The sequence below is a fragment of the Streptomyces sp. NPDC091972 genome, from assembly GCF_044756385.1.
Taxonomy (GTDB): Bacteria; Actinomycetota; Actinomycetes; order Streptomycetales; family Streptomycetaceae; genus Streptomyces.
On the sequence record NZ_JBIVSV010000020.1, the window covers coordinates 26,194 to 52,281 of the forward strand.

Below are 26,088 nucleotides of genomic sequence, written 5' to 3' on the forward strand. Positions count from 1 at the left end.
AAACGAAGCGGCGCCCGAACCGACCGAAGCCGACCCGGACGCCACCTGCCACCGGTAGGCCCTGTGGGACTCGAACCCACAACCAATGGATTAAAAGTCCACTGCTCTGCCAATTGAGCTAAGGGCCCAGGCGATGTTGCCTCCCCGAGCATAGCCGGACGTGGCCGTGTCTCCGATCGGGTATCGGGGACACGGCCGCGTCGGACGGACGGAACGGGCGGGAAGATCAGGGATCGACCGGTTCGGGCGCGTTCGCGCGGGCCGCCTCGCGGGCCTTGGTGCGCTCGTGCTCCGGGTTGAGGAACCAGTGCCGGGCCGAGACCGCCCACCACGTCCAGGCGAAGCCGAGGACCACCAGGACCGCGACCGGGGCGTAGTTGAACGTCTCCCAGGTGACCGGGGAGACCTGCGGGAGCATGAAGAGGACCGTGATCACCGCGACCCACGTCACCGAGACCACGCCGATCGCGCGGGACCAGCGGCCCAGGTGCCAGGGCCCCCGGTCGAAGGCGTCGCCCTTGCGCAGCCGCAGCAGGGTCGGGATGACGTAGGCGATGTAGAGGCCGATGACGGCGATGGACGTCACCGCCGCGTACGCGGTCACGTTGATCAGGTACGGCAGGCCCAGCACCAGCGCTCCGCCCGCCGCCAGCCACACCGCCGCGACCGGGGTGCGGGTGCGCGGGCTCACCGTGTGCCAGACGTGCGAGAAGGGCAGCGCACCGTCGCGCGAGAAGGCGTAGATCATGCGGCTGTTGGCGGTCACCGAGGCCATTCCGCAGAACAACTGGGCGCCGATCACGACCAGCAGCAGGAGCTTGCCGGCGGTGGCGCCGAGCGCGTCGAGGAGGATCTGGGCCGGGGGCGCGCCCGTCGGGGAGTTGAGGGCGCCGTCGTAGGACTGGATCGCGAACGTGAAGCCCAGGAGCAGGACGAAGCCCGCTATCCACGACGTCCAGATCGACTGCACGATGCCCTTGGGGCCGGCCGTGGACGCGTCGTGGGTCTCCTCGGTCATGTGGGCCGAGGCGTCGTAGCCGGTGAAGGTGTACTGGGCCATCAGCAGGCCGAGCAGGACCACGTAGACACCGCTGCCCCAGCCCGTGTTGTTCACGAACTCGCCGAAGACGAAGGACGCCGACTGGTGCTTGTCGGGGGCGAAGGTAAGGGCGCCGACGATCACCGCCACGCCCACCACGTGCCACCACACGCTCACGCTGTTCAGCAGCGCGACGATCCGCACGCCGAAGGTGTTCAGCAGGCCGTGCAGGACGAGGATCGCCGCGAACAGCAGCACGGTCCGGCCGGCCGTCACCTCGAAGTCGAACTGCAGGTTCAGATAGGCCCCGAGGAAGGACGCGGCGCCGAAGTCGATGCCCGCCGTCACCGCCACCTGGCCCAGCACGTTGAACCAGCCCGTGAACCACGCCCAGGCGGCCGCGGTCCGGGCCGGGGCCAGGCGGTGGGCCCAGAAGTACAGGCCCGCGGAGGTCGGGTACGCCGAGCAGATCTCGGCCATCGACAGGCCGACGAACAGCGTCATGAGACCCACGGCGATCCAGCCCCAGGTGATCACGGCCGGGCCGCCCGTGTTCATGCCGAAGAGGTAGAGGGTCAGACAGCCCGACAGGACCGAGATGATCGTGAAGGAGACCGCGTAGTTGGAGAACGCCGACATGCGGCGGGCGAGGACCTGCGTGTAGCCGAGCTGGGCAAGCCGTTCTTCGTCGGAGAGCCCACTCGCTGTGTCGTCATCTGTCATGCCCCCAGCGATTCCCACACCGGGGGCGTGACACACGTCACAACTTGGCCGAGAAGTGCCCCTCTAGAAAAGGCCCTTGTAGCCCTGCCAGCCGGTGGCGATCCTCGTGCGCGCCCCGAACGACCCCTTGCCGTCGCCGTTGTTGCGGTAGAGGTTGCCCGCGGTGTCCCGCGAGACCAGGTCGTTCTTCCCGTCCCCGGTGATGTCACCGACGCCGACGACCACGTTGTAGGAGGTCCCCCAGTTGGAGAAGACCTTCACCCGCTCCTTGACCTGGCCGGACCCGGTGCCGTCGTAGCGCCACAGCGTCCCTGCGCTGTCCTGCACGAGGACGTCACCGAAGCCGTCGCCGTTGAGGTCACCGGCGCCGACGATCTTCTTGTACGTCGCCCAGCTGCGGATCTTCACGCCCGGCTTGAGCTTGCTCGCGCCGTCGTTGGCGAACAGGTAGACGTCACCGGTCGAGGCCTTGCGGGCGAGCAGATCGGTACGGCCGTCGCCGGTCAGGTCGCCGGGGGCGGTCAGGACGTTGTACGCGTTCCAGCCGGTGCCGAGGGAGGTGTGGCTGCTCGCCGGGGCGTACGACGCCTCCCCGCACTTGCCCGCGTAGCGCCGCAGCTCGCCGTTGGGCATGCGGACCAGCATCTCGGCGCAGCGGTCCTTGCCCATGTCGCCGAAGGGGACGGCGACCGTGCCTGCGGGCCAGCCGGTCCCGTTCTGCTTCCGGTCGAACGTGCCGCCGCCGTCGGTGTACTGGAGGGCCAGGTTGCCCGAGGAGTTGAGGGTCACCAGCTCCCCGTACGCGTACCCGCCCTGGTCGTGGTGGCCCTGGCGGCCGCCGGTGAGCGAGAACTTGCCGCTGGTCGTGTACGTCCCCCCGCCGTCGGCGGCGGTGGCGGTCAGGGTCCAGGTCTTCGGACCGTTGTACGCGTACGCGCCGGACGCCGTCTTCCCGTCCCAGGCGACGGTGACCGCCGCACCGCTGCCCTTGAGGGTGCGGTCGATACGGCCCTGGGCGTTCTTGACCGTGAAGGTCCAGTCGGCGGGCTTGTTCAGCTGGAAGGTGCTGTTCCACTCCATGTTGCCGCTGTTGCGGCCGGCCGCGTCGAAGAGCTCGTCGTCCAGGTCCGACTCGGTCTTCCCGAGGGACTGGGTGGGCACCCCGCTCGGCACGATCCGGATCGCGTGGTCCGTCCCCACGTAGGCGATGCCCCCGCCGAGCTTGTCCACCGACCAGGTCAGCCGCCGCTGGTCGGCGGTGTTCCCGGCCGGCAGGTCGGCGATCTCGCGCGCGGCGGCGGCCGTACCGGCGTGATAGTCCGTCAGCTTCAGCTTTCCGGCGTTGCGGTCGTGCTGGACGAGGTAGCCGTCGCCGACGAGCGCGGGGCCCGAGGGCACCGTGATGTTCTTCTTCGCCGTGCGGTCGTACACGCCCGCGGCGCCCGTCGGGCCGCAGTTCCAGTAGATCCAGCGGCCCACGACCTGGAGCTCCTTGACCGTGCAGGGGGCTCCGGTGGAGACGGTCGCGACCGTCTTCTTCCCCTCCAGGTCGTACTGGGTGACCACGCCGTTGCCCGAACCCGGTGTCCACAGCGCCGAGCCCCACACGGAGGCGGCGGTGACGGAACGGGTCAGCCGGACGTCCTCGGAGCGGTACCGGTTCACGGCGTCGACGTACTGCTTGCCGGTGGAGGCCGCGTTGTAGACGTAGTAGCGGCCGGTGGCGTCCACGAAACGGCCCCCGGTGACATCCGGTTCGTCCGAGCGGTAGCCGTTCGGCTCCACCCAGATCTGGGCGCGCTCCTTGCCGGAGGCGTCGACCCGGAAGTAGCCGACGCTCTGCGTGCTGAGGGACCGCAGCGGTACGCACCCGCCCGCGTCGCACGGCACCCGCTGAAGGTGGGTGCCGTTCGCATAGGTGCCGGCGAAGCCGCGGGTGGCCTGCTCCAGCACGGTGGTGCCGTCCGGCGAGAGCTGTCGGCCGACCACGTACTGCTCACCGTCGGGCCGGTGTTCGACGCTGGTCAGATAACCGCCCGCGTAGTCGATGCCCCACACGCCGTCCGTGGCGATCGGCGTCGGGCTGGTGTCCGCGGCCGCCGGGCCCGCGGACGTCAGGGTGCCGGCGCTCAGAGCGGCCAGCGAGGCAAGAGCGAGTGCGATCCGGGCACGCCGGGTCAAGGGTCCCTCCCCAGGGAAGTCAGAAAAGGCGTGCCGGCAGGCCTTGTCGGTCCCCCTGGGCCACACTCCGCCACGCGATGCAACGGATGTTAACAACCGTCACACAGGCTTCGGTAGTCGATTGGACATGCGAAAAGGGCCCGCACGACCGAAGTCGTACGGGCCCTTCCGGATCCCTGGGGGATCAGCGTGCGTCAGCCGTTGCGCTTCCAGCGCGGCTTGTCGTCGCGGCGGCCGAAGGAGCCGGTGCCGGTGCCGGTGCCGCGGTGGTCGTCACGACGGCCGTAGGGGCGGTCGTGGCTCGGGCGGTCGTGGCCGCCGGAGCGGAAGCCCGGGCGGTCGCCCTGACGGTCACGGTTGAACGGGCGGTCGCTGCCGCGGTGGCCGCCCCGCTCGTCGCGGCGCTCGAAGGAACGGCCGGCCGGACGGTCGTCGCGGCGGAAGCCGCCACGGTCGTTGTCGCGGCGCTCGAAGGTGCGGCCGCCACGGTCGTCACGGCGCTCGAAGGAACGGCCGCCACGGTCGTCACGACGGTCGTCGCGGCGGAAGCCACCACGGTCGTTGTCACGGCGCTCGAAGGTGCGGCCGCCACGGTCGTCACGACGGTCGTCGCGGCGGAAGCCGCCACGGTCGTCACGGCGCTCGTTGTCGCGACGGAAACCGCCACGGTCGTTGTCACGGCGCTCGAAGGTGCGGCCACCGCGGTCGTCACGACGGTCGTCACGGCGGAAGCCACCACGGTCGTTGTCACGGCGCTCGTAGCTGCGGCCACCGCGGTCGTCACGGCGCTCGTACGACGGCGCGTCCGCCTTGTCGACGTCCTGGGCGACCGGCTGCTCTGGCACGGACGCGGCCTCGGCCACCGCGGCCTGCGCCTCGGCGACCGCCGTCTCCGGGTCCTCACCGCGCTCGCGGGCGGCACGGGCGACCAGGCGGTCGGCCTCCTCGCGCAGCTCGGTCGCACGGCGCTGCGCCCGCTCGAGCTGCTTGGTGAGCTGGGCGACCTCGCGCTCGGCCTGCTGAGCCGCGTTGGCCGCGGACTCGGACTGGACCTCGGTCATCGAGCGGGCGCCGGTGATCTCGGCGACCTCGGGCTCGAAGGCCGTACCGGAGTTGATGATGTGACGCCCGGCGTCGACGCCCGCGTCCTCCATCAGCCGGAAGATCTGGCGGCGCTGGTGCGGCAGGGACAGGGACACGACCGTGCCGGTGCGGCCCGCCCGGGCGGTACGGCCCGCGCGGTGCAGGTAGTCCTTGTGGTCGCCGGCCGGGTCGACGTTGAGCACGAGGTCGATGCCGTCGACGTGGATGCCGCGGGCGGCGACGTCGGTGGCGACGAGCGCGTTGACGTAACCGTCCTTGAAGTCGGCCAGCGTGCGGGTGCGCGCGCCCTGGGTCATGCCGCCGTGCAGCGCGTCGGCCTTCACGCCGGCCTCGCGCAGCTGCTCGGCGATGCGGTCCGCGCCGAGCTGGGTGCGGACGAAGATGATGGTGCGGCCCTTGCGGGAGGCGATGGCCGCGGTGACCGGCGCCTTGTCCTTGGGCTTCACGATCAGGATGTGGTGGGACATCGTCGTGACGTTGCCCTGGGCGCTGTCGACCTCGTGGGTGACCGGCTCGCTCAGGTAGCGCTTGACCAGCGTGGAGATCTCGTTCTCCATGGTCGCGGAGAACAGCATCCGCTGGCCGCCGGCCGGGACCTGGTCGAGCAGCTCGGTGACCTCGGGCAGGAAGCCCAGGTCGGACATCTGGTCGGCCTCGTCGAGGACAGCGACCTCGACGTTCTCCAGGGAGCAGGCGCCGCGGTTGATGATGTCGCGCAGGCGGCCCGGGGTGGCGACGAGGACGTCGACGCCGCGCTCCAGGGCGTAGATCTGGTTGCCCATCGACGTACCGCCGCAGACGACCTTCATCTTGAGGCCGAGGACGTCGCCGTAGGGCTGGAGGGCGTCCGCGACCTGCATCGCGAGCTCACGGGTCGGCGTGAGGATGACGGCGCGCGGCTTGTGCTTCTCGGTGCGGCCGCCGGCGAGACGCGCCAGGGTCGGCAGACCGAAGGAGAGGGTCTTGCCGGAGCCGGTGCGGCCACGGCCGAGGATGTCCTTGCCGGCCAGGGCGTCCGGGATGGTCGCGGCCTGGATCGGGAAGGGGGTGGTCACGCCGTTCTGGGCGAGCTTGCGCACGACGCCCTCGGGGAGACCGAGGTCCGCGAAGGTGACCTCGACGGTGTCCTCGGTGCCCTCGTTCTCGGGCACGACGACGTGATCAGTACTGGAAATGGACATGCGTAAGCGAAACCTTCCGGAGTCTCGTCGGCACGCGCCCGTCAACTCCGTGATTCGCAATACGACCGCCTCGATGCGGTCAGCCACGGCAAGGGAGAGAACGCGCCACACGGCGCTCTCTGCAATGGCGCCGGGCAATGGGATCAAACGATCTACCACCATACGCACCCCCCACCCTCGAAGGCAAACCAAGTCCCCCGCATGTATCCGAGGTCACTCGGGGACCTGCTCGGGCCCCGCCCCGTCACACCGGCGACCCGGCCGTGGGCGCGGGTTCGCGCTGGCTGAGCTGGGTGCCGGTCTCCGGCTGCGCGGACGAGGACGGCTCGGCGGGCGGCGGCGACGGCGTGGGCGAGGCGGGCGGCTCGCTCGGGGCCGGCGGCTCCGGGTCGGGCGTACGGGTGGGCGCCGGGTCGGTCCCCGGCGCCGAGGGCACCGGCTTCACCGAATGTCCCGGCTTCGCTCCGGGCGAGGCCGACGCACCGGCTCCCGCGGAGGCGGACGCCGAGGGCGAGGCGGACTCCTTCCCGTGCTTGCCCTTGCCGTGCTTGCCGTGCTTGCCGTCCGAGCCGGTGCCGCCGAGCCCCACGGAACCGCCCGAGCCCGCCGAACCCCCGTCCGGCGCCTCCCCACCGCGCTCACCGGCGGAGTGCGAGGGCCTGGCGCCGCCGCCTCCCTCGTCCCCGCCCACGCTCATGCAGCCCGCTGCGGCGGCGACGGCCATGACCGTGGCGGCCAGACGGACGGGTACGTACAAGGGGCGCACGAGCAGCCACCTCCGAGGGCGGTCGTCAAAGAGTCAACGTGCCCAACTCCCGCCGCCCACAAGAGGACACGCGCCCCGTTCGAAACCCACTCACCCGTACCCGAGCGCGTGCAGCCGCGCGTCGTCGATCCCGAAGTGGTGGGCGATCTCGTGAACGACCGTCACCTCGGTCTCCGCGACCACGTCCTCGCGGGAATCGCACATCCGCAGCGTCGGCCCCCGGTAGATCGTGATGCGGTCCGGCAGTACCCCGGCGTACCACTCGCCCCGGTCGGTCAACGGCGTGCCCTCGTACAGCCCGAGCAGCTCGGGATCGTCCGCGGGCGGTTCGTCCTCGACGAACACCGCGACGTTGTCCATCAGCCGCGTCAACTCCGGCGGAATCCGGTCCAGCGCCTCGGCGACCAGTTCCTCGAACTCCTCGCGCGTCATCTCCAGCACACGCCCATTCTCCGGTACGACCCCGCCGTACGAGAGGCATGAGCACGTCCGCATATCCGCGGTCGGACTTGGGCATACGGGACCAATGGCCCGCGTCCCCGCCGCAGTCCTGAACGCCCGGAGCATCCTGAACGCCCTACGCAAGCCCCCGCGAGCCCTCGCCCGCCACTACGGCAGGCGTCGCTCCCACCCGTCCGTCGAGCTCGTCCACCAGCCGCACCCCTGGGCCCGCGCACTGGGCCTGGTGGCCGTCGTCCTTCTGGGTGCCTGGCTCGGTCTGCTGATCGTCGGGAACGTACGGGTCCCGGTAGGCCCCATGAACACGACGATGACCCTGCGCCCGTCCCTGACCGGCGGCACGAAGATCAACATCTCCCCGCTCGGCGCGCTCCAGCTCGACAGCCACCAGGCCCCCGTCCGCCTCGACGTCAACGTCGACCAGCTGGACCCGGAACGCTCCCAGGCCCTGGTCGACCACCCCGAGCGCCTCTCCGGCCTCCAGGACGAGGTCGCCGCGGACGTCGAGCACGGCACCCTCGACCTCGCCCTGCGCTCCTGCGTCGCCGTGGTGGTGGGCGCCACCGCACTCGGCCTCGCGGTCTACCGCCGCCCCCGCCGCGCCCTCGCGGCCGGCGGCCTCGCCCTCACCCTCCTGGCGGCCTCCGGCGGCACGGCGTACGCCACCTGGAACCCGGAGTCGGTCCTGGAGCCGAAGTTCTCGGGCCTGCTCTCCTCCGCCCCCTCCCTGGTCGGCAACGCGCGCAGCATCGTCACCGAGTTCGACGTCTACCAGAAGGAGTTGGCCCGCCTGGTGACGAACGTGACGAAGCTCTACGACGTCACGTCCACCCTCCCCGCCTACCGGCCGGACCCCACCACCATCCGGGTCCTGCACGTCTCCGACATCCATCTCAACCCCGCGAGCTGGAAGATCATCGCCTCGCTGGTCAAGCAGTACAAGGTCGATGTGATCGTCGACTCCGGCGACACCATGGACCACGGCACGGCCGCGGAGAACGGTTTCCTCGACCCGATCCCCGACCTCGGCGCGCCCTACGTGTGGGTCCGCGGCAACCACGACTCCCTGACCACCCAGCGGTACATGGAGGGCCTCAAGGGCGTCCACGTCCTCGACAACGGCGAGGCGCGGACGATCGCCGGGCTGCGGTTCGCGGGCATCGGCGACCCCCAGTTCACCCCCGACCGCTCCACCAACCCCGGGGCCGACGAGTCGCAGGAGGCGGCGGGCGCCCGGCTGGCCGCGGCCCTGCGGGCGCAGCGGGCCGCCGGCACCCCGGTGGACCTCGCGATCGCCCACGAGCCCTCGGCAGCCCGCGAGGTCGACGGCGAGGTCCCGATGATCCTTTCCGGCCACCTCCACCACCAGGAGATGGAGGTCATGGAGAAGGGCACACGGCTGCGCGTCGAGGGCTCGACGGGCGGCAGCGGACTGCGGGCCGTCGAGGGCAAGTACCCCGACCCCATCGAGGCCTCGATCCTCTACATGGACCGCGGCACCCGCCGCCTCCAGGCCTGGGACGAGATCAAGCTCGGCGGCCTCGGCCTCACGACCGCGGAGGTCAGCCGCCACCTCCCCGAGGACAACCAGCCGGGAGCCACGCCCTCCCCCACGGCCCCGGACACGGGTTCCGCCACGGCCTCGCCCACGGGCGGCCCCTGAACTGTTTTGGCGATACCTCCCGGCATCCCATATGCTTCTCACGTCCCCGACGCGCTGAGAAGCGCCCAGGCGGGCCGATAGCCCTCATCGTCTAGCGGCCTAGGACGCCGCCCTTTCAAGGCGGTAGCACGGGTTCGAATCCCGTTGGGGGCACGCAACACCGTGTGCGACACTGTTCGTGCACAAAGCTTGGTCCTGTGGAGCAGTTTGGAGTGCTCGCCACCCTGTCAAGGTGGAGGCCGCGGGTTCAAATCCCGTCAGGACCGCTGAGGTTTCCCCGGAAGCCTCTCGGCTGGGTAGCTCAGTTGGTACGAGCGACCGCCTGAAAAGCGGTAGGTCGCCGGTTCGACCCCGGCCCCAGCCACAGCACAGACCCCGATCCCCGGATCGGGGTCTTGTTGTATGCCGGGACAAAACCGTTCGCCAGTAATTTCCCGGGGATGAGATCCTGGATCGCGTATGTCTACGCACCCTGCCCCCGCCCCCGGCACCCCGGCCCCGGCCTTCGGGGACCTCGCCGCCCGCCTGACCGAGCTCTCCCTGCGCGACGCGCACCGGCTCGGGCGCAGGCTCGAAGGCGCGCGCAAGATCCGCAAGCCGGAGGCCCGGGCCGCCGTGCTGGCCGAGATCGAGACGGAGATCGGCAAGGGCGAGGAGCGGGTGGGCGCGCGCCGGGCGCGGGTGCCCGCCGTGTCGTATCCCGAGCAGCTCCCGGTCAGCCAGAAGAAGGACGAGATCGCGGCCGCCATCCGCGATCACCAGGTCGTGATCGTCGCCGGTGAGACCGGGTCCGGCAAGACCACCCAGATCCCGAAGATCTGCCTGGAGCTCGGCCGGGGCGTCAAGGGCATGATCGGGCACACCCAGCCCCGCCGGATCGCCGCCCGTACCGTCGCCGAGCGGGTCGCCGAGGAGCTGGACACCCCGCTGGGCGAGGCCGTCGGCTGGAAGGTGCGCTTCACCGACCAGGTGAACCCGGACGCGACCTTCGTGAAGCTGATGACGGACGGCATCCTGCTCGCCGAGATCCAGACCGACCGCGAGCTGCGCGCCTACGACACGATCATCATCGACGAGGCCCACGAGCGGTCCCTCAACATCGACTTCCTGCTCGGGTACCTGGCCCAGCTGCTGCCGAAGCGTCCCGACCTCAAGGTCGTCATCACCTCGGCCACCATCGACCCCGAGCGCTTCTCCCGGCACTTCGGGGACGCCCCGATCGTCGAGGTCAGCGGCCGTACGTATCCCGTGGAGGTCCGCTACCGGCCGCTCCTCGAAGAGGACTCGGACGACTCCGACCGCGACCAGATCACCGCGATCTGCGACGCCGTCGAGGAGCTCCAGGGCGAGGGCAAGGGCGACATCCTCGTCTTCCTCTCCGGCGAGCGGGAGATCCGCGACACCGCGGACGCGCTGGTGAAGAAGAACTACCGCTTCACCGAGGTCCTCCCCCTCTACGCCCGGCTCTCGCACGCCGAGCAGCACCGCGTGTTCCAGCCGCACACCGGGCGCAGGATCGTTCTGGCGACCAACGTCGCCGAGACCTCGCTGACCGTCCCCGGCATCAAGTACGTCATCGACCCCGGCTTCGCCCGCATCTCCCGCTACAGCCACCGCACCAAGGTGCAGCGGCTGCCCATCGAGCCGGTCTCGCAGGCCAGCGCCAACCAGCGCAAGGGCCGCTGCGGCCGTACCTCCGACGGCATCTGCATCCGGCTGTACAGCGAAGAGGACTTCAACGCCCGCCCGGAGTTCACGGACGCCGAGATCCTGCGGACGAACCTCGCCTCCGTCATCCTCCAGATGACCGCGGCCGGCCTCGGCGACATCGAGAAGTTCCCCTTCATCGACCCGCCGGACCACCGCAACATCCGTGACGGCGTCCAGCTCCTCCAGGAACTGGGCGCGTTGGACCCGGCCCAGAAGGACGTACGCAAGCGGCTCACGGACACCGGCCGCAAGCTCGCCCAGCTGCCCGTCGACCCGCGGCTCGCGCGCATGGTCCTGGAGGCCGACAAGAACGGCTGTGTCCGCGAGGTCATGGTCATAGCCGCCGCGCTCTCCATCCAGGACCCGCGCGAGCGGCCGGCCGACAAGCAGACCCAGGCCGACCAGCAGCACGCCCGCTTCAAGGACGAGACCAGCGACTTCCTCGCCTACCTGAATCTCTGGCGGTACATCCGCGAACAGCAGAAGGAGCGCGGCTCGTCGTCCTTCCGCCGGATGTGCAAGCAGGAGTACCTGAACTTCCTGCGCATCCGCGAATGGCAGGACATCTACACGCAGTTGCGGACCGTCGCCAAACAGATGGGCATCCACCTCAACGAGGACGACGCGCCCGACCAGTCCGTCCACGTCTCCCTCCTCGCCGGTCTGCTCTCGCACATCGGCATGAAGGACGTGAAGGACGGCAACAAGAACGAGTACCTCGGCGCCCGCAACGCCAAGTTCGCGATCTTCCCGGGCTCGGCGCTCTTCAAGAAGCAGCCGCGGTTCGTCATGTCGGCGGAGCTCGTGGAGACCTCGCGCCTGTGGGCCCGCGTCAACGCGAAGATCGAGCCGGAGTGGGTCGAGCCACTCGCCGAGCACCTGCTGAAGCGGACGTACTCCGAACCCCACTGGGAGAAGGACCAGGCCGCGGTGATGGCGTACGAGAAGGTCACGCTGTACGGCGTGCCGATCGTCGCCCAGCGGAAGGTCAACTACGGCCGTATCGACCCCGAGTCGAGCCGCGAGCTTTTCATCCGCAACGCCCTCGTCGAGGGCGACTGGCGCACCCACCACAAGTTCTTCGCCGACAACCGCAAGCTGCTGAGCGAGGTCGAGGAGCTCGAACACCGCGCCCGACGCCGGGACATCGTGGTCGACGACGACACCCTCTTCGACTTCTACGACCAGCGGGTGCCCGAACACGTGGTGTCCGGCGCCCACTTCGACTCGTGGTGGAAGCGGAAGCGGCACGAGGAGCCGGAGTTCCTGGACTTCGAGCGGGAGATGCTCATCCGGGAGTCGGCGGAGGCGGTCACCAAGGCCGACTACCCCGACTCGTGGCGCCAGGGGCCGCTGAAGTTCCGGGTGACCTACCAGTTCGAGCCGGGCGCGGACGCGGACGGTGTGACGGTCCACATCCCGCTCCAGGTCCTGAACCAGGTGAAGGACGAGGGCTTCGACTGGCAGATCCCGGGCCTGCGCGAGGAGTTGGTGACGGAGCTGATCCGTTCCCTGCCCAAGCCGATCCGCCGCAACTACGTGCCGGCCCCGAACTTCGCGAAGCGGTTCCTGGACACGGCCGTCCCCTTGCAGGAGCCGCTGACGACGACCATGGCCCGCGAGCTCAAGCGCATGGTCGGGGTCCCCTTCGAGGCCGACGACTTCGACTGGTCGAGGATCCCGGAGCACCTGCGGATCACCTTCCGGATCGTAGACGAGCGGCGCCGCAAGCTGGCCGAGGACAAGGACCTGGAGGCGCTGCGCCTGAAACTGAGGCCGAAGGCGCGCCAGGCCCTCTCGCAGGCGGCGGCAGCGACCGCGTCCCGCGAGGGCGGCGAGTCCCTGGAGCGCAAGGGCCTCACGGACTGGACGATCGGCACGCTCACGCGCGTCTTCGAGACCCGCCGCGCGGGCCAGCCGGTGAAGGCGTACCCGGCGCTGGTCGACGACGGCGACACCGTCTCCGTCCGCCTCTTCGACACCGAGGCCGAGCAGGCCGAGGCGATGTGGAAGGGCACACGGCGGCTGATCGTGCGCAACATCCCGGTGAGCCCGGCGAAGTTCGCATCCGAGAAGCTGACCAACCCCCAGAAGCTGGCCCTGTCGGCGAACCCGCACGGCTCGATCCAGGCGCTGTTCGAGGACTGCGCGACGGCGGCCGCGGACAAGCTGATCGGGGACTTCGGCGGACCGGCGTGGGACGAGGAGTCGTACCGGAAGCTGTACGACAAGGTGCGCGCCGAGATCGTCGACACCACGGTCCGTACGGTCGGACAGGTGCAGCAGGTGCTCGCCGCCTGGCAGGCCTGTGAACGGCGCCTGAAGGCCGTACGGAGCCCCGCGCTGCTGGCGAACCTGGCGGACGTACGGGCGCAGTTGGACGCGCTGGTGAAGCCGGGGTTCGTGACGGCGACGGGGCTGCGCCGCCTCCCGGACCTCATGCGCTACCTGGTCGCCGCGGACCGCCGGATCCAGCAGATGCCGACGAACGTCCAGCGGGACACGACCCGTATGGAGAAGGTCCACGAGATGCAGGACGAGTACGCCTGGCTCCTGGAGCAGCTCCCGCAGGGCCGGCCCGTGCCCCAGCAGGTCCTGGACGTCCGCTGGATGATCGAGGAGCTCAGGGTCAGCTATTTCGCCCACGCGCTGGGCACGGCGTACCCCATCTCCGACAAGCGGATCGTGAAGGCGATCGACACCCTGGCGCCGTGACGACTCCTGCACGGAGGGTGAGTTCGACCAGGACCTCCCTGCTCCTGTACAGTCCTTCTCGCAGCGCAACGCAGCAATAAGCGCCGCGAAACCTGGTCCTGTGGAGCAGTTTGGAGTGCTCGCCACCCTGTCAAGGTGGAGGCCGCGGGTTCAAATCCCGTCAGGACCGCACAGTCAAGAAGGCCCGCATCCCGGCAACGGGGAGCGGGCCTTCTTCGTGCTGTCGCGGCCAAGGGGTCCGTCATGGATCTGCCCCCTGCACTCGGTGGACGCGCCGCCGCGTCCGGGGGTCCAAGTGGTCGGGCAGCGTGCCCCCGTGCTCTCAGAGGCCACCCCGGCGCATCCACGGGGCCCAGGTGGCGCGTGAGGCGTGACGGGTGGTCAGGCGGGGTGCGGGGGCTCCACGGGGCCTCACGCCGTCTTGACGGCGTCTCGAAGCACCGGTACCCAGAAACCAGGCCCCCGTTCCCAACGGAGCCCGGAGGTGGCGTATGACGGCATCGGTCAGGCACGAGACGCGGGCGCTGCTCCGCGCGCATCTGTCGGCCGCGTCGTCGTATCGGCATGTGACCCGCCACTGCCCGATCTGCCACCGCCTGTTGCGGCTGGCGATGGACTCCGCCCCGGCGGCCGGCGCACCCCCGGAGGAGACCGTGGAGGACGAGACCCCTTCTCCGGCCTGACGCTCTCTAGCGCACCGGGAGCGACGGTAACAAGGACTCTGGCATGTGACGGGAGTCACCGCATGAGTTTTTGAAACCGTGGAACTTACCCCTGTCCTACAACAGGTCAATTTAATATGTGCAATTGCACCCCTGACAGCACGTCGGCCAGGGGCTGCCGCACAGGAGATCCGACACCCCTCCCCAGACTCCGACAAGCCCGCTCACAGGGGCCACCGGCCGCCCACAGTCCGCGCACAAAAAAGATCGCGCTGGACTCGGCGGAGTCCAGCGCGATCGACGACGAGGTTGAGAATGGGCCCTGTTGGGGCAGGACCCGCGTCGCTTGGAGCCAGGGTTCGGGCGTCGCGGCCGACTGGGGGGCCGACCGGTTTGCCCGGTTATTCAGTTGTCAGGCCTCGCTGCGCTGCTGCGGGATGCCCGCGAGCAGAGCGCGGACCTCAGCCTCGCGGTAACGGCGGTGCCCGCCGAGCGTGCGGATCGACGTGAGCTTGCCGGCCTTCGCCCACCGCGTGACCGTCTTCGGGTCCACGCGGAACATCGTGGCGACCTCAGCCGGGGTCAGCAGCGGCTCGGCATCAGGGGTGCGAGCGGTCATGAGCGGCCTCCTCGGGAGAACCGAACCTTCTCGGTTCTTTCCTCTAAATTCTGCACCTTGACCCGCGTTGCCCGAAATGGCGGATGCGGGTCGAGTCGGTTATAGGACGAACGGCTTGTCCTCGGCACTACAACTACACCATCTGTCCAGCCGCGTCGGCCAAACCGATGGAATTGCCCCCCAGGTGTTCATCGGCGACGGAAGCCGATGGACCATGCCATAGCGGACAGTCACGCCACTGTGACGATCAGTCACAGGGCGATCAGGAGTCACCAGACCCCCCAAAGCGGAACCTCCCCCGGGCCCCTTGTCCTATTTTGGCATGAGGAGGGGCAAGAGATGCAAGAGCCGGGTACGTGCGGTCCGTCACGCTTGACACTCCGTGAGGCGTACGCCCGGATCGGAACCTACGTCCCTTGTCGGTGAGACATCAGGGGATGTTGAACACCTTGAGCGAGGACGAAACCCCAAAACGGGCGTCAGGTCAAACGCCTGTTCGTGACATGGCGCACGCTCAGTTCGCCGAGCGACGGTCCCTGACGGCCCGCCAGCGCTCCACGAGCCGCCCGTAGGCCTCGCCCGCCGCGACCCCGTCACCGTGCCGGAGCGCCTCGATGCCCTCGGCCACGTCGGCCGCCGAGTGGTCGTCCTCCAGCTCGCCCGGCGGCAGCACATGCACCAGACCGCCGTAGTCGAGCTCGACCAGCGAGCGCGGGTGGAACTCCTCCAGCCAGCGCCCGACATCGATCAGGCCGTCGATGAGCGGCCCCTCGTCGATGGCGTCCTTGAGCGCCCGCAGCGCCCGCGCCACGCGCCGCCGGGCCTGCACCATGGGCGTGCGGTAGCGCAGCATCGGCGGGATCTCTCCGGACCCCTTGTCGAACCGCCGCTCCTCGTCGGAGACGAGCACGAACCAGTTCAGCGGCACCTGCCAGGTCGCGGTGCGGATCCAGGGCCGGGCGTCCGGGTTGCGGGCGAGCCAGCGCTCGTAGTCCTGGGCGGTCTGGCGGCGTACGACCTCGGGCAGCACCGCGTCCAGGACCGGCCCCGGCAGTTCCTCCCCGAGCTCCTCCAGGGCCAGCCAGCCGCGCAGCCGGGTCCGCCAGGGGCACACGCACACCACGCCGTCCGCCTCGAGCACGAACGCGTCACCGCTCTCGTGCACCGGAACCGGGACGGGCGGGGTGGGCAGCAGGTCGGCCAGGGAGCGGCGCAGCTCGTCCTGGTACGAGGGCCGGTCCGGACGGCGGGCGTAGCGGGCCCAGTGGGTGCGCTCGGGCTCGGGGAAGGCGGCCAGCGGTTCGTACACGCGCAGATAGGTCGCGTACGGGACGATCACCGAGGACACCTTGGGCACGCCTGCTCTCTCCCCCGCCGCCTGCCGGGAAAACCTGCGAAACCCGCACACAAACGCGCGGGAAAACTATGCAAATCGTCGCACGCCGGCACCCCCGGGGAGAGTGATCCTGAGCACTGCACGGTCAGGGGCCGCCACAGGCTCTAATCTCGTGCCCACAGGCCCCGCCACCCTTACGGGCGCCTGTGTCCCATCGCCGCATTGGACCCAGGAGTCACCACAGTGACCGACGTAACCGGCGCCCCAGCCGATGTGCTGCACACCCTCTTCCACTCGGACCAGGGCGGTCATGAGCAGGTCGTGCTCTGCCAGGACCGCAGGAGCGGCCTCAAGGCCGTCATCGCCCTCCACTCCACCGCGCTCGGCCCCGCCCTCGGCGGGACGCGCTTCTACCCGTACGCGAGCGAGCAGGAGGCCGTCGCCGACGCGCTGAACCTCGCGCGCGGGATGTCGTACAAGAACGCCATGGCCGGGCTCGACCACGGCGGCGGCAAGGCCGTGATCATCGGCGACCCCGAGCGCGACAAGAGCGAGGAACTGCTCCTCGCGTACGGCCGTTTCGTCGCCTCGCTCGGCGGCCGCTACGTCACCGCCTGCGATGTCGGCACGTACGTCGCCGACATGGACGTCGTCGCCCGGGAGTGCCGCTGGACGACCGGCCGCTCCCCGGAGAACGGCGGCGCCGGCGACTCCTCCGTCCTCACCGCCTTCGGCGTCTACCAGGGCATGCGGGCCAGCGCCGCGCACCTGTGGGGCGACCCCTCGCTCGCCGGCCGCAGGGTCGGCGTCGCGGGCGTCGGCAAGGTCGGGCACCACCTGGTCGAGCACCTGCGGGCCGAGGGCGCCGAGGTCCTGGTCACGGACGTGCGCGAGGAGGCCGTGGGCCGCATCCTCGCCGCGCACCCGACGGGCGTCACGGCCGTCGCGGACACCGCCACCCTCATCCGCGCCGAGGGCCTCGACATCTACGCCCCCTGCGCGCTCGGCGGGGCCCTCAACGACGACACCGTGCCCGCGCTGACCGCGCGGATCGTGTGCGGCGCCGCCAACAACCAGCTCGCGCACCCGGGCGTCGAGAAGGACCTCGCCGACCGCGGGATCCTCTACGCGCCGGACTACGTCGTGAACGCCGGCGGGGTGATCCAGGTCGCCGACGAACTGCACGGGTTCGACTTCGAGCGGTGCAAGGCGAAGGCCGCGAAGATCTACGACACCACGCTCGCCATATTCGCACGTGCGAAGGAAGACGGGATTCCGCCGGCCGCCGCGGCCGACCGGATCGCCGAGCAGCGGATGCACGAGGCGGCCATGAAGAGGGCGCACTGACGTTTGACCGGTACCCGTCGGCGCACACTTAGAGAGAACTCTCACGTTCGTCGGCGGGTCGGCCGCGAAGAAGTGGTTAAAATCGCGGTTGACCAGCGGGGACGGGGCTCTCCGAGGGTCCTGGGGCCGGGCCCGTGGTGCGGGCGACGTACCGTATGGGCGTGGGCTCAGGTACCGTGGAAGCCCTACGGACCGGTCTCTCTGCGGAGAGCCCGTTCCAGATCATGAACGCGTGTCAAGACTCTGGGGCCACCGAGCCCCGTATCCGAGGGGGTCGAGCCATGGGGCGCGGCCGGGCAAAGGCCAAGCAGACGAAGGTCGCCCGCCAGCTGAAGTACAGCAGCGGCGGGACTGATCTGTCGCGTCTGGCCAATGAGCTGGGCGCTTCGACTTCGAGCCAGCCGCCGAATGGCGAGCCGTTCGAGGACGACGAGGAAGACGACCCGTACGCCCAGTACGCGGATCTCTACAACGACGACGAGGACGAGGACGACGAGTCCGGTCCTGCGTCTCAACGCCGCGGAGCTTGACGACCTAGCTGTGCGTAACCCGGTCCGGGGTGGTCCACACCACCGGACCGGGTTTTGCGCTGCCTGTCGGCTCCCCGGCGCTGTCGGTCCTAGGCGTAGTCGCCCACGAGCTCGGCGCCCGTGGCGTGGTCGCCGCGGTCCGTGATCTCGCCCGCGACCCAGGCCTCGACCCCGCGGTCGGCCAGGGTGGCCAGGGCGACGTCCGCCGACTCCTCGGGGACGATCGCGATCATGCCGACGCCCATGTTCAGGGTCTTCTCCAGCTCCAGGCGCTCGACCTGCCCCGTCTTCCCGACGAGGTCGAAGATCGGGGCCGGGGTCCAGGTGGTGCGATCCACGACGGCGTGCAGGCCGTCCGGGATGACCCGGGCCAGGTTGGCCGCCAGGCCGCCGCCGGTGACGTGCGAGAAGGCGTGCACCTCGGCCGTGCGGATCAGGGCCAGGCAGTCCAGCGAGTAGATCTTGGTGGGCTCCAGGAGCTCCTCGCCGAGGGTGCGGCCCAGCTCGTCGATCCGAGCGTCCAGGGCGAGGCCCGCCTGGTTCAGGAGCACATGCCGTACGAGCGAGTACCCGTTCGAGTGAAGACCCGAGGCCGCCATGGCGATGACCGCGTCACCCTTACGGATGCGATCCGCGCCGAGCAGCCGGTCGGCCTCCACGACGCCCGTACCGGCGCCGGCGACGTCGAAGTCGTCCGGGCCCAGCAGACCGGGGTGCTCGGCCGTCTCACCGCCCACCAGGGCGCAGCCGGCGAGCACACAGCCCTCGGCGATGCCCTTGACGATCGCGGCGACCCGCTCGGGGTGGACCTTGCCGACGCAGATGTAGTCGGTCATGAACAGCGGCTCGGCGCCGCACACCACGATGTCGTCCATGACCATCGCGACCAGGTCGTGGCCGATCGTGTCGTAGACGCCCAACTGGCGCGCGATGTCGACCTTGGTGCCCACACCATCGGTGGCGGAGGCGAGCAGCGGGCGCTCGTAGCGCTTGAGGGCGGAGGCGTCGAAGAGACCGGCGAAACCGCCGAGGCCGCCGAGGACCTCGGGACGCTGGGTCTTCTTCACCCACTCCTTCATGAGTTCTACGGCGCGGTCGCCCGCCTCGATGTCGACGCCCGCGGCTGCGTAGCTGGCACCAGTTGTCTCAGACATGGCAGTAGAGAACTTTCGTGTCGTACGGCAGGTATGGCGGGCTGCCTACGGGCGGCGGATCGCGTCGGCGGCGGCCGTGGCGGCGGGCCCGGCGGCCAGCTCGGTCTCCAGGAGCTGCTTGCCGAGCAGCTCGGGGTCCGGGAGCTCCATCGGGTACTCGCCGTCGAAGCAGGCGCGGCAGAGGTTCGGCTTGGCGATGGTGGTCGCCTCGATCATGCCGTCGATGGAGATGTACGCCAGGGAGTCGGCGCCCAGGCTGGTGCCGATCTCGTCGATCGTCATGCCGTTGGCGATGAGCTCCGCGCGCGTGGCGAAGTCGATGCCGAAGAAGCAGGGCCACTTCACGGGGGGCGAGGAGATCCGGATGTGGACCTCGGCGGCGCCCGCCTCGCGGAGCATGCGGACCAGGGCGCGCTGGGTGTTGCCGCGCACGATCGAGTCGTCGACGACGACCAGCCGCTTGCCCTTGATGACTTCCTTGAGCGGGTTCAGCTTCAGGCGGATGCCGAGCTGGCGAATGGTCTGCGAGGGCTGGATGAACGTACGGCCGACATAGGCGTTCTTCACCAGGCCCGCGCCGAAGGGGATCCCGGACGCCTCGGCGTAGCCGATGGCCGCCGGGGTGCCGGACTCCGGGGTCGCTATGACGAGGTCGGCCTCGACGGGCGCTTCCTTGGCGAGCTTGCGGCCCATCTCCACGCGGGAGAGGTAGACGTTCCGGCCGGCGATGTCGGTGTCGGGGCGCGCCAGATAGACGTACTCGAAGACACAGCCCTTGGGCTTCGCTTCCGCGAACCGGGAGGTGCGCAGGCCGTTCTCGTCGATGGCGACGAACTCGCCCGGCTCGATCTCGCGGACGTAGCTGGCGCCGCAGATGTCGAGGGCGGCGGACTCGGAGGCGACAACCCAGCCGCGCTCCAGGCGGCCGAGGACCAGCGGGCGGATGCCCTGCGGGTCGCGGGCGGCGTAGAGGGTGTGCTCGTCCATGAAGACGAGCGAGAACGCGCCGCGCACCTTCGGGAGGACGGAGTGGGCCGCCTCCTCGATGGTCAGGGGCTTGCCGTCCTCGTCGACCTGGGCCGCGAGGAGCGCGGTGAGCAGGTCGGTGTCGTTGGTGGCGGCCACCCGGGGGCTGCGCCCCTCCTGCTTGGGCAGGTCGGCGACCATCTCGGCGAGCTGGGCCGTGTTGACCAGGTTGCCGTTGTGGCCGAGCGCGATGGAACCGTGCGCGGTGGCGCGGAACGTCGGCTGGGCGTTCTCCCACACGGAGGCGCCGGTGGTCGAGTAGCGGGCGTGACCGACCGCGATGTGACCCTGGAGCGAACCGAGAGAGGTCTCGTCGAAGACCTGGGACACGAGGCCCATGTCCTTGAAGACGAGGATCTGGGAGCCGTTGCTGACCGCGATTCCCGCGGATTCCTGACCCCGATGCTGGAGGGCGTAGAGCCCGAAGTAAGTGAGCTTGGCGACCTCTTCACCGGGAGCCCAGACCCCGAAGACGCCGCAGGCGTCCTGAGGACCTTTCTCGCCGGGGAGCAGATCATGACTGAGTCGACCGTCACCACGTGGCACGGCTCCGAGTGTAGGCGAGATCGACCACTGGTCCGAATTCGTGGAGAGTGGGCTTTCTTACTCCGCCCGGGCCGTAACGCTCCTGCCGGGGGCCTTGGTGATCTTCAGGGAATCGTGTTCCTGCTGGTAGGAGACCTTCCCGGAGAGGATTCCGGCGAGTTCGCGCTCGGTCTTCATCACCGGGCCCGCACACATCATGCGCGTGGTCGCCAGACGCCCGAACTCGATGGTGCCGTCCTTGACGGTGGCCCTGCCGTGGAAGGTGTTGCAGCCGAGGCTGCCGGTGACCGTGTCGTCCTTGGTGAGGGTGAGGTAGGCGTTCTCGCCGAGGGACCAACGGGTGCCCTTCAGGGCGAGGGGCTCCTTCTCGCGGAAGGTGATGCTGTCGCCGCCGGGGCTGGTCAGGGTCAGGGCGCTGACGCCGTTCCGCTCCGTGACCCTGGCCTTGTGGGTGCCTTGGAAGACAGCGACGAACCGCTCCTCGAACTCCCCGAGCGGGTCGGGGCAGCCGATGAGCGTCTGGACCAGGTCGGTGATCCGCACGGTGTCGCCGTCGATCTCTGCGTCGGAGCCGATGCTGTTGCAGCCGACCGAGCCGCCGGACTCGCCGCCGTCCTCACGGGAGGCGCCGGCGTCGGGCTTGAAGACGATGCGGGCGTCCTGGACGGTCTCGGCGTCCTTCGGCAGGACGTACTCCTTGCCGTCCACGGTCACCTTCTGCGGCAGCCAGTCGATGCCCGCGATGTCGGCGGCACTCTTCACCGAGTCGCCTCCGGCGCCGGATTCCGTGCCGCAGGCGGCCAGCAGCGCGGTGCCCACGGCGGCCAGGGTGGCGGCGCATTTCACACGTGTCGTCCGCTTCATGACCCTTGGACGCACGAGGGGCGTGAAGGGTTCACTTCATCAGGGGCAGCAGCCCGCCCAGGTCCGCCCGTTCCCCGCTCGCGCTGACCTTGGCCGCGTGGAGCGCCTCCTCCCAGGTCAGCCGCCCGGTGGCGAGCCGGATCCAGGTCAGCGGATCGGTCTCGACGACGTTCGGCGGGGTGCCCCGGGTGTGCTTCGGCCCCTCGACGCACTGCACGACGGCGAACGGCGGGACCCGCACCTCGGTGGAACCGCCGGGCGCCCTGGAGGCGAGGGCGTCGGCGAGGAGACGGGTGCAGGCGGCGAGCGCCTGGCGGTCGTAGGGGACGTCGAGGCCGGGAACGGCGGCGTTCAGGTCGTCGGTGTGGACGACGAGCTCGACGGTCCGGGTGACCAGGTAGTCGGACAGGGTCATGGCCCCGGTGCGGGCGGCGAGGACACGCGAGCCGGGAGCGGTCAGCGCTGCGAGGAACCGCTCCTCGGTACGGGCGTACAGCGCGTCGAGGTCCGGGTGGGCGGCGGCCAGGTCCCGGGTGCCGTCGGCGATGTCACCGGCACGGGCGGCGGTGGCGAAGGGCCACTCCAGCAGCGTGAGTTCGGGGGCCGGCGGTTCGTCGCGGGCGAGGTTCCGGCTGACCGTCTCCACGGCCATGGTGATGTGCGCGGCCAGGTCCCGCACGGTCCAGTCCCCGAGCCGGGTCCCCAGGGCGAGCTGCTCGGGGGTGAGGGTGCCCACGGCCTCCCGTACGTGTCCGAACTGGTTCTTCAGAGCCGCGCGGATCTTGACGGAGTCGTACGCGCGGGCGCGCTTCTTGGCCGGAGGCATGGCGGTGAGCCTAGTCGGCGCGGCAGGCGAGGCGCCGGGCGTGGTGGTCGGCGGGGACGGCATGGCGCAGGCCCCGCCCGGCGCAGCGGCGGGCGGGGCCTGCGGAGTCGTACGGCTGCCGGCTACTTCAGCAGGGCCGGGATCGTCTCCTCGTGAGCCGTCCGCAGTTCCTCCAGGGGCAGCTCGAACTCGCCCTGGAGCTCGACCGAGTCGCCGTCGACGACACCGATGCGGGTGACGGGCAGGCCCCGCGCGCCGCACATGTCGTTGAAGCGGACCTCCTCGGAGCGGGGGACGGCCACGACCGCGCGGCCGGCCGACTCCGAGAACAGCAGGGTGAACGCGTCCAGACCGTCCGGGACGATCAGCCGGGCGCCCTTGCCGCCGAGCAGGGCCGACTCCACGACCGCCTGGATCAGGCCGCCGTCGGAGAGGTCGTGCGCGGAGTCGATCATGCCGTCGCGGCTGGCGGAGATCAGGATCTCGGCCAGCAGCCGCTCGCGCTCCAGGTCGACCTTGGGCGGCAGACCGCCGAGGTGGTCGTGGACGACCTGGGACCAGGCCGAACCGCCGAACTCCTCACGGGTGTCGCCGAGGAGGTACAGGAGCTGGCCCTCCTCCTGGAAGGCGACCGGGGTGCGGCGGGCCACGTCGTCGATGACGCCCAGCACGGCCACGACCGGGGTCGGGTGGATGGCCACCTCGCCGGTCTGGTTGTAGAGGGAGACGTTGCCGCCGGTGACCGGGGTGCCCAACTGCTGGCAGGCGTCCGCGAGTCCGCGGACGGCCTCCGCGAACTGCCACATGACGGCCGGGTCCTCGGGCGAGCCGAAGTTCAGGCAGTCGGAGACGGCGAGCGGCCTGGCGCCGGTGGTGGCGACATTGCGGTACGCCTCCGAGAGCGCCAACTGGGCGCCCGCGTACGGGTCGAGCTTGGCGTAGCGGCCGTTGCCGTCGGTCGCGATGGCGACACCGAGGCCGGTCTCCTCGTCGATGCGGATCATGCCGGAGTCCTCCGGCTGGGCCAGCACGGTGTTGCCCTGCACGAAGCGGTCGTACTGCGAGGTGATCCACTTCTTGGAGGCCTGGTTCGGGGAGGACACCAACTTCAGGACCTGGTCCCGCAGTTCCTCGCCCGAGGCGGGCCGGGGCAGCTTGTTCGCGTCGTCCGCCTGGAGCTCGTCCTGCCAGGACGGGCGGGCGTACGGGCGCTCGTAGACCGGGCCGTCGTGCGCGACCGTGCGCGGGTCGACGTCGACGATCTTGCCGCCGTGCCAGTAGATCTCCAGCCGGTCGCCGTCGGTGACCTCACCGATGACGGTGGCGATGACGTCCCACTTGTCGCAGATCTCCAGGAACCGGTCGACCTTCTCCGGCTCCACGACCGCACACATGCGCTCCTGCGACTCGCTCATGAGGATCTCCTCGGGCGAGAGCGTCGAGTCGCGCAGGGGTACGTCGTCCAGGTCCACGCGCATGCCGCCGGAGCCGTTGGAGGCGAGCTCGGAGGTGGCGCAGGACAGGCCGGCCGCGCCGAGGTCCTGGATGCCGACGACCAGCTTCTCCTTGAACGCCTCCAGGGTGCACTCGATGAGCAGCTTCTCCTGGAAGGGGTCGCCGACCTGCACCGCGGGACGCTTCGACGGCTTGGCGTCGTCGAAGGTCTCGGAGGCCAGGATCGAGGCGCCGCCGATGCCGTCGCCGCCGGTCCGGGCCCCGTACAGGATGACCTTGTTGCCCGCGCCGGACGCCTTCGCGAGGTGGATGTCCTCGTGCCGCATCACACCGATGGCACCGGCGTTGACCAGCGGGTTGCCCTGGTAGCAGGCGTCGAAGACGACCTCGCCGCCGATGTTGGGCAGTCCCAGGCAGTTGCCGTAGCCGCCGATGCCGGCGACGACACCCGGCAGGACGCGCTTGGTGTCGGGGTGGTCGGCCGCGCCGAAGCGCAGGGGGTCGACCACCGCCACCGGGCGGGCGCCCATCGCGATGATGTCGCGGACGATGCCGCCCACACCGGTGGCCGCGCCCTGGTAGGGCTCGACGTACGACGGGTGGTTGTGCGACTCGACCTTGAAGGTCACGGCGTAGCCCTGGCCGACGTCCACCACGCCCGCGTTCTCACCGATGCCGACGAGCATCGCGTCGGACTGCGGGGCCTTCTCGCCGAACTGGCGCAGGTGCACCTTCGACGACTTGTACGAGCAGTGCTCGGACCACATGACCGAGTACATGGCGAGCTCGGCACCGGTGGGCCGGCGCCCGAGGATCTCGACGACCCTCTCGTACTCGTCCTTCTTCAGGCCGAGTTCGGCCCAGGGCAGCTCGACGTCGGGGGTCGCGGCCGCGTGCTCGACCGTGTCCAGAGGCGTCCGGCTCATGCGTTGACCAGCTTCTTGAGGATCGAGGTGAAGAAGGGGAGGCCGTCGGTGCGGCCGGTGCCGACGAGCGGCTCCACGGCGTGCTCCGGGTGCGGCATCAGCCCCACGACGTTGCCGGCCTCGTTCGTGACGCCGGCGATGTCCCGCTGCGAGCCGTTGGGGTTGAAGTCGAGGTACCGGAAGGCGACCCGCCCCTCGGCCTCCAGCTCGTCGAGCGTGTGCTCGTCGGCGACGTACTGCCCGTCGTTGTTCTTCAGCGGGATGTGGATCTCCTGGCCGGCCGCGTAGTCGGTGGTCCAGGCGGTCTCGGCGTTCTCCACCCGCAGCTTCTGGTCGCGGCAGATGAAGTGCAGGTGGTCGTTGCGCAGCATCGTGCCGGGCAGCAGGTGCGCCTCGGTGAGGATCTGGAAGCCGTTGCAGATGCCGAGGACCGGCAGGCCCGCCTTCGCCTGCTCGATGAGGGGTTCCATCACCGGCGAGAAGCGGGCGATGGCACCGGCGCGCAGATAGTCGCCGTAGGAGAAGCCTCCGCACAGCACCACGGCGTCGACCTGGTGGAGGTTCTTGTCCTTGTGCCAGAGGGCGACCGGTTCGGCGCCCGCGAGGCGGATCGCGCGCTGGGTGTCCCGGTCGTCGAGGCTGCCGGGGAAAGTGACGACGCCAATACGAGCGGTCACTTCACGGCCTCCGCGACTTCCTCCACCTTGACGGTGAAGTCCTCGATCACGGTGTTGGCGAGGAAGGATTCCGCAAGATCGTGGATGCGGGCGAGCGCGGCCTCGTCGACCGGGCCGTCAACTTCCAGTTCGAATCGCTTTCCCTGACGTACGTCGGAGATGCCTTCGAAACCCAGTCGCGGCAGTGCGCGCTGCACCGCCTGGCCCTGGGGGTCGAGGATCTCCGGCTTGAGCATGACGTCGACTACGACGCGTGCCACTGGCACTCCCGGTGGTGTGGTGCTGAGCAGGTTCCTTCAGACTACCCGCACAAAATTTCTACGCGCGTTGAGTTGTAGGAATCTACGTGACGGCCATCACTGACCATCGCGGACGTGGCCGGTCGCGAAAATTTCGGGGAAAGATCCCAGATCGACACCCGATACCTATTGCGCCCGCCCGTCTCCCGCCACCACCCTCAATCGAAGTCGCTTCCGCTCCCTCTTGCTTTTGGACACGCGGAAGGATTTAGTCGAGCTTCACAATGCATTGTCGGGCACGGTACAAATGAATTGGCAACGTGCCGTACGAAGGGACCGA

19 protein-coding genes and 5 tRNA genes are annotated in these 26,088 nt (G+C 69.9%); 9 read left to right on the top strand and 15 right to left on the bottom strand.

The features are described from left to right. Positions 1-55: 55 nt before the first annotated feature. From ACIQJT_RS39035 to ACIQJT_RS39060, 6 genes are all read right to left on the bottom strand, one after another. A tRNA-Lys gene (locus ACIQJT_RS39035) sits at positions 56-128 on the bottom strand. A 98-nt stretch (positions 129-226) separates the two neighbouring features. Beyond that, positions 227-1,762 (bottom strand): amino acid permease, encoded by a 1,536-nt coding sequence (locus ACIQJT_RS39040; protein WP_365464527.1) that lies wholly within the window; start codon positions 1,760-1,762, stop codon positions 227-229. A 63-nt stretch (positions 1,763-1,825) separates the two neighbouring features. Beyond that, on the bottom strand, positions 1,826-3,943 hold the full coding sequence (locus ACIQJT_RS39045; RefSeq protein ID WP_402650302.1) for an FG-GAP-like repeat-containing protein: 2,118 nt from the start codon (positions 3,941-3,943) through the stop codon (positions 1,826-1,828). 194 nt (positions 3,944-4,137) lie between these two features. After that, positions 4,138-6,228, bottom strand: a complete 2,091-nt coding sequence (locus tag ACIQJT_RS39050) for a DEAD/DEAH box helicase (RefSeq protein ID WP_402650303.1) — start codon at positions 6,226-6,228, stop codon at positions 4,138-4,140. Between the two features lie 244 nt (positions 6,229-6,472). Then, positions 6,473-6,994 carry a hypothetical protein gene (locus ACIQJT_RS39055; protein WP_365464518.1) on the bottom strand — a complete coding sequence of 174 codons (522 nt, stop codon included), beginning with the start codon at positions 6,992-6,994 and terminating at the stop codon, positions 6,473-6,475. Between the two features lie 90 nt (positions 6,995-7,084). Next, on the bottom strand, positions 7,085-7,435 hold the full coding sequence (locus ACIQJT_RS39060) for a metallopeptidase family protein (RefSeq protein WP_041819691.1): 351 nt from the start codon (positions 7,433-7,435) through the stop codon (positions 7,085-7,087). 85 nt (positions 7,436-7,520) lie between these two features. On the opposite strand from ACIQJT_RS39060, the gene ACIQJT_RS39065 reads away from it, so the two are divergent. From ACIQJT_RS39065 to ACIQJT_RS39095, 7 genes are all read left to right on the top strand, one after another. Further along, a complete protein-coding gene (locus ACIQJT_RS39065) occupies positions 7,521-9,116 on the top strand; it encodes a metallophosphoesterase (RefSeq protein ID WP_402650304.1) in 1,596 nt (531 codons plus the stop codon). An 80-nt stretch (positions 9,117-9,196) separates the two neighbouring features. Next, positions 9,197-9,269, top strand: a tRNA-Glu gene (locus tag ACIQJT_RS39070). A gap of 38 nt (positions 9,270-9,307) precedes the next feature. Continuing rightward, positions 9,308-9,382: transfer RNA gene (locus tag ACIQJT_RS39075), tRNA-Asp, on the top strand. A gap of 24 nt (positions 9,383-9,406) precedes the next feature. Continuing rightward, a tRNA-Phe gene (locus tag ACIQJT_RS39080) sits at positions 9,407-9,480 on the top strand. 95 nt (positions 9,481-9,575) lie between these two features. Continuing rightward, positions 9,576-13,541, top strand: a complete 3,966-nt coding sequence (hrpA, locus tag ACIQJT_RS39085; RefSeq protein WP_365464512.1) for an ATP-dependent RNA helicase HrpA — start codon at positions 9,576-9,578, stop codon at positions 13,539-13,541. 94 nt (positions 13,542-13,635) lie between these two features. Next, positions 13,636-13,710: transfer RNA gene (locus tag ACIQJT_RS39090), tRNA-Asp, on the top strand. 322 nt (positions 13,711-14,032) lie between these two features. After that, positions 14,033-14,224, top strand: coding sequence for a DUF6274 family protein (locus ACIQJT_RS39095; RefSeq protein WP_365464509.1), 192 nt, complete (start codon positions 14,033-14,035; stop codon positions 14,222-14,224). 391 nt (positions 14,225-14,615) lie between these two features. On the opposite strand, the gene bldC is transcribed toward ACIQJT_RS39095, so the two are convergent. Then, entirely contained in the window at positions 14,616-14,822 is a 207-nt protein-coding gene (gene bldC / locus ACIQJT_RS39100) for a developmental transcriptional regulator BldC (protein ID WP_003949541.1), read from the bottom strand. Positions 14,823-15,336: 514 nt separating this feature from the next. Continuing rightward, positions 15,337-16,179 (bottom strand): hypothetical protein, encoded by an 843-nt coding sequence (locus ACIQJT_RS39105; protein ID WP_365464506.1) that lies wholly within the window; start codon positions 16,177-16,179, stop codon positions 15,337-15,339. Positions 16,180-16,401: 222 nt separating this feature from the next. On the opposite strand from ACIQJT_RS39105, the gene ACIQJT_RS39110 reads away from it, so the two are divergent. Next, complete coding sequence (locus ACIQJT_RS39110; RefSeq protein WP_402650305.1) at positions 16,402-17,505, top strand: Leu/Phe/Val dehydrogenase; 1,104 nt, start codon at positions 16,402-16,404, stop codon at positions 17,503-17,505. A 281-nt stretch (positions 17,506-17,786) separates the two neighbouring features. Further along, positions 17,787-18,035, top strand: a complete 249-nt coding sequence (locus tag ACIQJT_RS39115) for a DUF3073 domain-containing protein (protein WP_053849467.1) — start codon at positions 17,787-17,789, stop codon at positions 18,033-18,035. A gap of 89 nt (positions 18,036-18,124) precedes the next feature. Here the strand turns inward: ACIQJT_RS39115 and purM are convergent, their stop codons facing one another. The 7 genes from purM to purS form a co-directional block, all read right to left on the bottom strand. After that, the gene (gene purM, locus ACIQJT_RS39120; RefSeq protein ID WP_365464500.1) at positions 18,125-19,189 is read right to left on the bottom strand and encodes a phosphoribosylformylglycinamidine cyclo-ligase; all 1,065 of its coding nucleotides are present in this window, start codon (positions 19,187-19,189) and stop codon (positions 18,125-18,127) included. 45 nt (positions 19,190-19,234) lie between these two features. Then, on the bottom strand, positions 19,235-20,761 hold the full coding sequence (purF, locus tag ACIQJT_RS39125) for an amidophosphoribosyltransferase (protein ID WP_402650306.1): 1,527 nt from the start codon (positions 20,759-20,761) through the stop codon (positions 19,235-19,237). Positions 20,762-20,818: 57 nt separating this feature from the next. Further along, entirely contained in the window at positions 20,819-21,625 is an 807-nt protein-coding gene (locus tag ACIQJT_RS39130) for an META domain-containing protein (protein WP_402650307.1), read from the bottom strand. 31 nt (positions 21,626-21,656) lie between these two features. Further along, on the bottom strand, positions 21,657-22,451 hold the full coding sequence (locus tag ACIQJT_RS39135; RefSeq protein ID WP_402650308.1) for a sterol carrier family protein: 795 nt from the start codon (positions 22,449-22,451) through the stop codon (positions 21,657-21,659). Between the two features lie 122 nt (positions 22,452-22,573). Next, positions 22,574-24,832 carry a phosphoribosylformylglycinamidine synthase subunit PurL gene (gene purL / locus ACIQJT_RS39140; protein ID WP_402650309.1) on the bottom strand — a complete coding sequence of 753 codons (2,259 nt, stop codon included), beginning with the start codon at positions 24,830-24,832 and terminating at the stop codon, positions 22,574-22,576. Beyond that, complete coding sequence (purQ, locus tag ACIQJT_RS39145) at positions 24,829-25,509, bottom strand: phosphoribosylformylglycinamidine synthase subunit PurQ (RefSeq protein WP_365464486.1); 681 nt, start codon at positions 25,507-25,509, stop codon at positions 24,829-24,831. The genes purL and purQ overlap by 4 nt, the downstream gene beginning before the upstream one ends. Next, positions 25,506-25,769 carry a phosphoribosylformylglycinamidine synthase subunit PurS gene (purS, locus tag ACIQJT_RS39150; RefSeq protein ID WP_003999970.1) on the bottom strand — a complete coding sequence of 88 codons (264 nt, stop codon included), beginning with the start codon at positions 25,767-25,769 and terminating at the stop codon, positions 25,506-25,508. Before purS ends, purQ begins: the two co-directional genes overlap by 4 nt. Between the last annotated feature and the right edge of the window lie 319 nt (positions 25,770-26,088).

Excerpts from the sequence above, each read along its gene's own strand:
- ACIQJT_RS39095 (WP_365464509.1), top strand. The coding sequence starts at position 14,033 with ATGACGGCATCGGTCAGGCACGAGACGCGGGCGCTGCTCCGCGCGCAT.
- purL (WP_402650309.1), bottom strand. The coding sequence starts at position 24,832 with ATGAGCCGGACGCCTCTGGACACGGTCGAGCACGCGGCCGCGACCCCC.
- ACIQJT_RS39115 (WP_053849467.1), top strand. The coding sequence starts at position 17,787 with ATGGGGCGCGGCCGGGCAAAGGCCAAGCAGACGAAGGTCGCCCGCCAG.
- ACIQJT_RS39135 (WP_402650308.1), bottom strand. The coding sequence starts at position 22,451 with ATGCCTCCGGCCAAGAAGCGCGCCCGCGCGTACGACTCCGTCAAGATC.
- ACIQJT_RS39130 (WP_402650307.1), bottom strand. The coding sequence starts at position 21,625 with ATGAAGCGGACGACACGTGTGAAATGCGCCGCCACCCTGGCCGCCGTG.
- bldC (WP_003949541.1), bottom strand. The coding sequence starts at position 14,822 with ATGACCGCTCGCACCCCTGATGCCGAGCCGCTGCTGACCCCGGCTGAG.
- ACIQJT_RS39065 (WP_402650304.1), top strand. The coding sequence starts at position 7,521 with ATGGCCCGCGTCCCCGCCGCAGTCCTGAACGCCCGGAGCATCCTGAAC.
- purM (WP_365464500.1), bottom strand. The coding sequence starts at position 19,189 with ATGTCTGAGACAACTGGTGCCAGCTACGCAGCCGCGGGCGTCGACATC.
- ACIQJT_RS39050 (WP_402650303.1), bottom strand. The coding sequence starts at position 6,228 with ATGTCCATTTCCAGTACTGATCACGTCGTCGTGCCCGAGAACGAGGGC.
- ACIQJT_RS39040 (WP_365464527.1), bottom strand. The coding sequence starts at position 1,762 with ATGACAGATGACGACACAGCGAGTGGGCTCTCCGACGAAGAACGGCTT.
- hrpA (WP_365464512.1), top strand. The coding sequence starts at position 9,576 with ATGTCTACGCACCCTGCCCCCGCCCCCGGCACCCCGGCCCCGGCCTTC.